Source organism: Streptomyces africanus (genome assembly GCF_002150735.1).
GTDB lineage: Bacteria > Actinomycetota > Actinomycetes > Streptomycetales > Streptomycetaceae > Streptomyces > Streptomyces africanus.
The window spans coordinates 1-5898 of the sequence record NZ_MUKA01000495.1 but is presented as its reverse complement, the minus strand read 5'-3'; the positions used below and the strand labels follow the sequence as shown (position 1 = coordinate 5898).

Below are 5898 nucleotides of genomic sequence, written 5' to 3'. Positions count from 1 at the left end.
CGACGTAGGCGGAGACCGTGATGAGGAGGGTGAGGAGGAGGGGGTTGGTGGTGCGGGTGGCCGCGGTGCCTAGGGAAAGGGACCAGAGCCACCAGGCGCCGGGGTGGAGGGCGATGGGCTGCGCAGCCCGGCGGTACGGGGTGCCGCTCTTTGGGACGGGCGCCGTCTCAGCGGCACGACTGCCCGCAGGCTGGGGCGTCGTCCTACGCACGTCGGCGTACCTGCCAGATTGCTGCCGCGCCCAGAACCCCCACCACGGCGATTCCCGCCACCAGACCCAGGGACGGACCGCCCCCCGAGGTGTTCTTCTTCTCTTCGGTCGGCTTCTGCTGCTGCTTGGAGATCTGCTCTCCGCACCCCTTCTCCGGGTAGCCCGAGATGGCGCACAGGAGGGCGCCCGCGTCGTAGCGCAGGGGCTTGGCCACTGTTGCCAGGGCTTCCGCCGTGGTCGCGTCGGGGGAGACCTGCGCGCAGGCCGTTCGGGGAGCGGGCGGGGTCTCGCCGGACGGCGCGTCCGTCGTCGTGCCGAAGTCGAGGAGCAGAGCGACCCGCTTCTTGGCGTCCCGCGCGGGCGTCGTGGCGCAGATCGTCTTGAAGTCGGCCTCACCGCGCGGCCGGGCCGCGTCCCCGGAGTCCTCGCTCACCGCGAAGCGGAAGCCCTGGACGTCGCCGTCCGAGGGGCGGGTCGTGGACGGGCCCTGGGTGGCGTAGACCCAGCGGTCGCCGTCGCGGTCCCAGAACGACCAGTACCGGTAGCCCGCGGCCTGGGCCTGGCCCGCTCCCGCGCACAGCACGAGCGAGGCCAGGAGGAGGAGAACGGCCCGGCGGATCACGGCTGCTGCTTCTTCCGGCGGCCGCTGAAGAGGAAGCCGATGCCGACGCCGGCGACGAGGCAGACACCGACGTACCACCAGACGCCGAAGACGTCCGAGTCGCTCTTCTTCTCTTCCGCCGCTCGGGTCTGCCCGGCGGTCTGCGGGGCCGGGCCCGTCGCGTTCAGCCGCTTCACCAGGTCGATGCCGCCGAAGTCACGCGGGTTCGTGCCGGTCGCGTGGGCGGCGAAGATCAGCTGGGCGTAGGCGGCGGGGCCGTTCTGGGCGGCCCAGGGCGCGGCGTTCTTCTCCAGCCAGCGCAGGGACTTCGCCGCCTGCCCGGTGTCGCCGTGCGCGGCGAGCGCGACGACCGCGTCGGCGGTGTTGCCGTAGTCGGGCTGGGGGTCCGAGCCGGGGGTGGGCGAGGTGAGGTGGCCGTCCTCGGCGAGAGCCTTGGTGAGGTGGACGGCTCCGTTGGCAGCGGCCTGCTCCGGCGTCTTCTTGTCCTCGCAGGCCTGGCCCTTCGCGGCCTCGGACGTCTCCCCGGGCTTCACGACCATGCCCTGGCCCAGTGCGCCCAGCACGCCCGCTGCCGTGGCGTCGGCGTTGGCGGCCAGTCGGCCCTTCTTGTCCGGCTGGAACGCGAAGGCCCCCGCGTCGTCGCCGTCACAGCCGAGGGCGAGCGTCAGCAGGGCGTCGTAGGGCGACTTGCCGCCCTTCTCGACCTGTTGCGGCTTCTCGCCGGCGGCGGCCAGCGCGCCGATGACGACGGACGTGGAGTTGGTGTCGCTGGCCCCGCCGGGCATGTATCCCCAGCCGCCGTCCTTGTTCTGGACGGACTTCAGCCACGTGACGGCCTTGCCGGTGACGGCGTCGTGCCCGCCGAGGGCGGTGAGCGCCTGTATCGCGGCGGCCGTCTGGTTCGTGTCGACCAGGGTCCTGGCGTCGCACGCGGCGGTGGGATCGGCGCGGTACGGGGCGAAGGAGCCGTCCGCGCACTGCTGGCGCACCAGCCACTCCACGGACTTCGCCGCCGGCTTCACGCCCACCGTGTGCTGCGCGAGCAGGGCGAGTGACTGGCGCCAGACGCCGTCGTACCGGGGGTCCTTGTCGCCGTACAGGGCGGACGGGAACGCCTGGGACGGGGAAGGGGACGGGGCGGCGGCGGCCGGTGTGGCGGCGCCGATCACGGCGACGGCGGCCAGGACCGCGGCGCTGCGGCGGACGTTCATGATCGGCGGGTGCCTCTCCCTGCGGGGAGCCGGGCAGCACGGGGCACCCCCGGCGGCTCGGCTCCGTATACCTCGACGGTGCCGTGCACCGGCGCTCCGCCGGGCACGTGAGCCGGTCACGAACCGTACGGGGCGATCCGGCTCACCGCCTGGGCGGCGGTACACGGTTGCGGGTCAGCGCCGGAATTGCACCGGCTTCCCCCTGTACGGGTGTGATGACGACCTGCCTACTGTACCCGCACGCCCGAAACAGCCTGAGGGGCGCCGGCGGGGCCGGGGTACCTTCGGCCCATGCCGACGACACCGCCGGGACCGCTGCTCGGCTCGGGCCGCCGCGCCGACGTGTACGCACTCGACGAGGGCTGGGTGCTGCGGCGTGACCGGGAGGGCGGCGGAGACGCGGCGGGCGAGGGCGCGGTGATGGCGCACGTGCACGCCCACGGCTACCCGGTGCCCCGGGTCCGCCCGACCGGCTCCCGCACGGACCTGGTGATGGAACGGCTCTCCGGCCCGACCCTGCTGCAGGCCTGCCTGTCGGGCACGCTGGACCCGGCGGAGGCGGGCTCGGTTCTCGCCCGGCTACTGCGCCGGCTCCACGCCCTCCCCGCCCTGCGCTCCACCGACCCGGCCGTCCGCGTCCTGCACCTGGATCTGCACCCGGAGAACGTGATCCTGACCCCCGACGGCCCCCGCGTCATCGACTGGTCGAACACGGAGGAGGGCGACCCGGCCCTGGACCGGGCGGTGTCCGCCGTGATCCTCGCCCAGGCCGCCGTCGCCGGTGACCACCTCTCCGGCCCGGCCCGCACGATGCTGACCGCCCTCCTCGCCGACGCCTCTCCCCTCACCCGGCCCGCCCTGACGGAGGCCCTGCGCCGCCGGTCCGCCGATCCGGCCATGAGCCGGGCCGAAGTCGAACTGCTGGGCGATGCCGAGGAGTTGGTCCTGTCGCACGGGCAGACCAGCTGACGGACAGGCTAACGTGGGCGTCCACGACCACACGCAGGAGCGTCCATGAGTGATCAGGCGGGGAACTCCGGGCAGGAGCCGCTTCCCAAGATCGACACCTCCGTGCCGCACTCGGCCCGGATCTGGAACTACTGGCTGGGCGGGAAGGACAACTACGAAGTCGACCGTGTGGCCGGTGACGCGTTCCGGGAGATCTTCCCGGGCATCGAGACCGGGGCCCGTGCCGCCCGCTACTTCCTCGCCCGTGCCGTCCGCCACCTCGCCGCCGAGGAGGGCATCCGCCAGTTCCTGGACATCGGCACGGGGCTGCCCAACGTGGACAACACCCACCAGATCGCCCAGGGGGTGGCCCCGGAGAGCCGGATCGTCTACGTCGACAACGATCCGCTGGTGCTGGCCCACGCCCGCGCGCTGCTCACCAGCACCCCGGAAGGCGTCACCAACTACGTCGACGCCGACCTGCGCGAGCCGGGCACGATCATCCGGGAAGCCGGCAAGACGCTGGACTTCGACCAGCCCGTCGCCCTCATGCTGATGGGCATCCTGGGCCACATCGAGGACCACGACGAGGCACGCTCGATCGTCCGGCAGCTGGTGGACGCCCTGCCCTCCGGCAGCTACCTCGTCCAGTACGACAGCACCGACACCAGCGAGGACTATGTCCGGGCCATCCAGCAGTACAACGACGGCGGCTCGATCCCGTACATCCTGCGCAGCCCCGAGCAGATCGCCCGCTACTTCGACGGTCTGGAACTGCTCGAACCGGGCGTGACGTCCTGCTCGCGCTGGCGCCCCGACGCCGCGGCCCTGGACCTCCCCGCGGAGGTGCACCAGTACGGCGGTGTCGCCCTGAAACGGTGACTTCTCAGGTCTCCTGAAGGATGCGGTGAAGGATGGTCGGGGTTTCGTCAGGCGACTCGGCCTCGACCACCAGCCGGTTCATCGCGTCCCAGTAGCACTCGATCTCGGCCGGCCGGTCGGGATACAGCGCGGTGGTGAGCTGTTCGAGGTAGACCACGTCGGGCAACTCACCGCCGGGCAGGCGCACGATTGTGACCGGACCGCCCTCCGCGGCGTGGCCGCCGGCGCGGAACGGCAGGACCTGGACCGTGACCTGCGGCAGCCGGCAGATCTCGATGAGATACCTGAGCTGGGCGCGCATGACGGAGAGGCCCCCGACCGGGCGGCGTAGTGCCGCCTCGTCGATCACCGCCCACAGCCGGGTCGCCGGCTGCCGGTGCAGTATCCGCTGGCGGGTCAGCCGCAGCGCGACCCGGCGTTCCATCTCCCGCGCAGTGGCGTCCGGGTGGGCGAGCCGGAGCGAGGCCCGTGCGTAGTCGGCGGTCTGGAGCAGCCCGGGAACGCGCTGGACCTGGAAGCAGCGGATGACGCTCGCCGCCTGCTCGGCGCCGAGGTACGTCTGCATCCAGGCGGGCACCACGTCGCTGTAGTACTGCCACCAGGCCGGGGTGTTGGCCTGCTCGGCCAGTGCCAGCAGGGTCGCGCGCTCGGCCTCGTCCGTGACGCCGTAGAGCGTGAGCAGATCGGCGACGTCCCGCAGCTTGAACCCGTGCCGGCCCGCCTCCAACCGGCTGATCTTGGACGAGGAGGCCCGGATGACCTGCCCGGCGTCCGCCCGGCCGATGCCCCGCTCCTCGCGCAGTCGCCTGAGCCGCGCGCCCAGCGCCAGCCGCGGCACCATGGGCCCGGCCGATCTGCTGTCCAGGGCTCCGCTGCCGGACATCGTACGAGCGGCCTCTTCGGTGCCCATGGGCGTGTCTCCTTGCGGTGGAACGCAACTCCGCAGGCCTGCGAGCGCCGCGGCACAGCCATCCTAAGGGCCCTGCCCGGACACCATCTGGCTTATGCCAAAGGCGAGTTCGCCCGCGGGGTGGCTCCGCCGAAGGGAAGGTGCAGCGTCCGGGAGGCGAGCAGCCAGACGCCGTCGGCCCTGTGGAACGTGTCCTCGTAGTGCCCGGCCTGGACCGGCGGCCCGGCCGGGACGACGCCGCGACTTTTTCACCGGCTCGACCTCGGCGAACCCTCCTCCGTGGCCGAGCTGTGCACCGAGGACGGCGTCTGGCAGTGGCCGGAGGACGGACGGCTGGTCAACGGCCGGGACGCCCTGCGCACCTACTTCGGCTCCCGCCCGCCGACCGGCTGTCCCGCCGCATGATGTCCAACGTCCTGGTCACGGTGACGTTCCGGGACGCGGCCACGGCGATCTCGTACTCCACGACGTACCGGGTCGACGGCTAGGAGGTTCCTCCACCGCGTTTGCCACCTCATCGCACCGCCGCGTACGTCATCGGATCGCTCCCCGGCACCGCCTCCGCCCGGCCCGCCTTGACCAGGCGGCGCAGATGGGACTCGGCCTCCGAGACGGCGATGGTGCGGGAGCCGTGGGGGATGTCGGCCCAGGGGCGGTTCCACTCCATGCGTTCGGCGAGCTGCCAGGGTGTGAGCGGCTCGGCGAGGATGGCCAGCAGGTCCGTGAGGCGGGCCTCGTGGTGGGCGAGCAGTTCGCGGACGCGGGCGGCGGCGTCGGGGAACGCGTGCTGATGGGCGGGGAGTACTTCGGCGGGGGCCAGGCGGCCGACGCGTTCCAGGGAGTCGAGGTAGTCGCCCAGGGGGTCGGTGACCGTCGTGTCGTCGGGGTCCTCGTAGAGGCCGATGTGCGGAGTGATCTCGGGCAGCAGGTGGTCGCCGGAGAACAGGCGGCCGTGGCCGGGGAGCCCGGCCGGGTGGGCCTCCTCCAGGTGGAGGCAGACATGGCCCGGCGTGTGTCCCGGGGTCCAGATCGCGCGCAGGCGGCGGCCGGGGAGGTCGAGGAGTTCGCCGGGGGCGATGTCGCGGTCGGGCAGGGCGGGGGAGAGGCCGGGCAG

Annotated in this window: 6 protein-coding genes and 3 pseudogenes; 3 read left to right on the top strand and 6 right to left on the bottom strand. The window is 72.7% G+C overall.

From position 1 onward, the window contains the following. From CCL05_RS46785 to CCL05_RS40620, 3 genes and pseudogenes are all read right to left on the bottom strand, one after another. A pseudogene (locus tag CCL05_RS46785) lies at window positions 1–211 on the bottom strand (hypothetical protein); the annotation flags it as partial. After that, complete coding sequence (locus CCL05_RS40625) at window positions 204–833, bottom strand: SCO2322 family protein (protein ID WP_086565596.1); 630 nt, start codon at window positions 831–833, stop codon at window positions 204–206. The pseudogene CCL05_RS46785 and the gene CCL05_RS40625, both read right to left, overlap by 8 nt. Further along, window positions 830–2044 carry an SCO2321 family membrane protein gene (locus CCL05_RS40620; RefSeq protein ID WP_086565595.1) on the bottom strand — a complete coding sequence of 405 codons (1215 nt, stop codon included), beginning with the start codon at window positions 2042–2044 and terminating at the stop codon, window positions 830–832. The genes CCL05_RS40625 and CCL05_RS40620 overlap by 4 nt, the downstream gene beginning before the upstream one ends. A 291-nt stretch (window positions 2045–2335) precedes the next feature. Here CCL05_RS40620 and CCL05_RS40615 point away from each other — a divergent pair, with 291 nt between their 5' ends. Further along, window positions 2336–3013, top strand: coding sequence for a phosphotransferase (locus CCL05_RS40615; RefSeq protein ID WP_086565594.1), 678 nt, complete (start codon window positions 2336–2338; stop codon window positions 3011–3013). Window positions 3014–3058: 45 nt separating this feature from the next. Next, complete coding sequence (locus CCL05_RS40610) at window positions 3059–3874, top strand: SAM-dependent methyltransferase (protein WP_086565593.1); 816 nt, start codon at window positions 3059–3061, stop codon at window positions 3872–3874. Between the two features lie 4 nt (window positions 3875–3878). On the opposite strand, the gene CCL05_RS40605 is transcribed toward CCL05_RS40610, so the two are convergent. Beyond that, window positions 3879–4784 carry a helix-turn-helix domain-containing protein gene (locus CCL05_RS40605; protein ID WP_086565592.1) on the bottom strand — a complete coding sequence of 302 codons (906 nt, stop codon included), beginning with the start codon at window positions 4782–4784 and terminating at the stop codon, window positions 3879–3881. A 92-nt stretch (window positions 4785–4876) separates the two neighbouring features. Continuing rightward, window positions 4877–5023 (bottom strand): annotated as a pseudogene (locus CCL05_RS46780) (nuclear transport factor 2 family protein); the annotation flags it as partial. 10 nt (window positions 5024–5033) lie between these two features. On the opposite strand from CCL05_RS46780, the pseudogene CCL05_RS40600 reads away from it, so the two are divergent. Beyond that, window positions 5034–5269: pseudogene (locus CCL05_RS40600) on the top strand (nuclear transport factor 2 family protein); the annotation flags it as partial. A gap of 29 nt (window positions 5270–5298) precedes the next feature. Here CCL05_RS40600 and CCL05_RS40595 read toward each other — a convergent pair. Then, the coding region (locus CCL05_RS40595) for an MBL fold metallo-hydrolase (RefSeq protein WP_143590033.1) at window positions 5299–5898 on the bottom strand (600 nt) is incomplete at its 5' end.

Coding starts and splice junctions, on each gene's coding strand:
- CCL05_RS40620 (WP_086565595.1), bottom strand. CDS start 2,044: ATGAACGTCCGCCGCAGCGCCGCGGTCCTGGCCGCCGTCGCCGTGATC.
- CCL05_RS40615 (WP_086565594.1), top strand. CDS start 2,336: ATGCCGACGACACCGCCGGGACCGCTGCTCGGCTCGGGCCGCCGCGCC.
- CCL05_RS40610 (WP_086565593.1), top strand. CDS start 3,059: ATGAGTGATCAGGCGGGGAACTCCGGGCAGGAGCCGCTTCCCAAGATC.
- CCL05_RS40605 (WP_086565592.1), bottom strand. CDS start 4,784: ATGGGCACCGAAGAGGCCGCTCGTACGATGTCCGGCAGCGGAGCCCTG.